Annotated in this window: 3 protein-coding genes; 1 reads left to right on the forward strand and 2 read right to left on the reverse strand. The window is 73.9% G+C overall.

The genetic code is table 11. The annotated features are described in order from the left end of the window. Positions 1 to 67 precede the first annotated feature (67 nt). Positions 68 to 1,027 (forward strand): methylmalonyl Co-A mutase-associated GTPase MeaB, encoded by a 960-nt coding sequence (gene meaB / locus GL263_RS25695; RefSeq protein WP_182858136.1) that lies wholly within the window; start codon positions 68 to 70, stop codon positions 1,025 to 1,027. A 27-nt stretch (positions 1,028 to 1,054) separates the two neighbouring features. Here meaB and GL263_RS25700 read toward each other — a convergent pair whose 3' ends face one another. Together GL263_RS25700 and GL263_RS25705 are read right to left on the reverse strand one after the other, a co-directional pair. Beyond that, positions 1,055 to 1,660: a TetR/AcrR family transcriptional regulator gene (locus GL263_RS25700; RefSeq protein WP_182858137.1), complete on the reverse strand. Its 606-nt coding sequence runs from the start codon at positions 1,658 to 1,660 to the stop codon at positions 1,055 to 1,057. Between the two features lie 14 nt (positions 1,661 to 1,674). Then, a partial coding sequence (locus GL263_RS25705) for an agmatine deiminase family protein (protein WP_182858138.1) occupies positions 1,675 to 1,984 on the reverse strand: 310 nt, incomplete at its 5' end.

Here is a 1,984-nt window from a genome sequence, read left to right on the forward strand (position 1 = left end):
GACCCGATCCGAGCGGCCCGACCCGATCCGACCCACACGATCACCACGGCAGGGGAGCACAGCACACATGGCGGTGGACGTCGCCCAACTCGTCGAGCAGGCCCGGGAGGGCCGGCCCCGCGCCGTGGCGCGGCTGATCTCGCTGGTCGAGGGGGCGTCCCCGCAGCTGCGGGAGGTGATGGCGGCGCTCGCCCCGCACACCGGCAACGCGTACGTGGTCGGTCTGACGGGCTCGCCGGGCGTCGGCAAGTCCACCTCCACCTCCGCACTGGTCTCCGCCTACCGGGCGCAGGGCAAGCGGGTGGGGGTGCTGGCCGTCGACCCGTCCTCGCCTTTCTCCGGCGGGGCGCTGCTGGGCGACCGCATCCGGATGTCGGACCACGCCTCCGACCCGGGTGTCTACATCCGCTCGATGGCCACCCGCGGCCATCTGGGCGGGCTGGCCTGGTCGGCGCCGCAGGCCATCAGGGTGCTGGACGCCGCCGGCTGCGACGTGGTGCTCGTGGAGACGGTCGGGGTGGGCCAGTCGGAGGTGGAGATCGCCTCCCAGGCGGACACCTCGGTGGTGCTGCTCGCGCCCGGCATGGGCGACGGCATCCAGGCCGCCAAGGCGGGCATCCTGGAGATCGGCGACGTGTACGTGGTCAACAAGGCCGACCGCGACGGCGCCGACGCCACCGTCCGGGAGCTCAACCACATGCTCGGCCTCGGCGAGTCCCGCGGCCCGGGCGACTGGCGGCCCACCATCGTCAAGACGGTCGCCAGCCGGGGTGAGGGCGTCGGCGAGGTCGTCGAGGCGCTGGAGAAGCACCGGGCGTGGATGGAGGAGCGCGGCGTGCTGGACGAGCGGCGGCTGCGCCGGGCGGCCACCGAGGTGGAGACGATCGCCGTCACCGCGCTCCGGGAGCGGATCGCCGACCTGCACGGCGACCGCCGGCTCGGCGCCCTCGCCGAGCAGATCGTCGCCGGCACCCTCGACCCGTACGCCGCCGCCGACCAACTCGTCGCCGGCGTCACCGAGTCCTGACGGGCGAGCCCCTGCCCCCACCGGGCGTCAGGGCGCCGTCAGGGTGTCGTCGACGTACTCGTGGGTGTGGGCGAGGACGGTCGCGCGGTCGACCGCGGGGAGGCCGACGGCCAGTTGGATGCTGAAGCCGTCGAGCAGGGCGCGCAGCCGCGTCGCGGTGCGGTCGGCGTCCACCGGGCGGAACTCGCCGGTGGAGACGCCCTCCGCGACGAGCGCGGCCAGGTCCCGGTGCCAGGCGCCCTCGATCGCGGCCTGGCGCTCCCGCTCGGCCGGGCCGGCGCTGCGGGAGCGGTTCCAGACCTCCAGCCACAGCGTCCAGTGCGGGTCGCCGGGGGCGTCGGGCACGTAGAGGTCGACGTAGGCGAGCAGGCGGGTGCGGACCGGGGCGCCGCGCACCAGCAGGGAGCGGCGCTCGTCGCCGAGCGCCGCCTCGCTCCACTCCAGGGTCTGGAGGAGGAGTTCGTCCTTGCTGTGGAAGTAGTACAGCAGGTGGCCGCTGCTCATGCCGACCTGGCGGCCGAGGCCGGCCATCGTCAGCTTGTCGAGCCCGCCTTCGGCGATCGTGGCCATGGCGGCCGCGAGCACCTCCTCGCGCGGCGGTGCGTTCTTCCGTGCGCGCGCCCCACCCGCCATGTCCGCTCCCTCGGTCACGCCTTCGGCTGCTGCTGGGTGATGCAGTGGATACCGCCACCCGCTGCGAAGATCGTACGTGCGTCCACCAGCGTCACCGTCCGGTCGGGGAACAGCTCCCGGAAGAGGTTGGCCGCCTCCTCGTCGCGCGGGTCGTCGAAGGCGCACAGCACGACCCCGTTGTTGCACAGGTAGTGGTTGAGGTAGGAGTAGTCGACCCACTCGTCGTCGACGCTGAGCACGGTCGGCGCCGGGATCTCGACGACCTCCAGGCGGCGGCCCCGGGCGTCGGTGGCGGTGCGCAGCACGGCGGCGATCGTCTTGCAG

It is taken from the genome of Streptomyces durbertensis, from assembly GCF_014156695.1.
In the GTDB taxonomy this organism is placed as follows: Bacteria; Actinomycetota; Actinomycetes; order Streptomycetales; family Streptomycetaceae; genus Streptomyces; species Streptomyces durbertensis.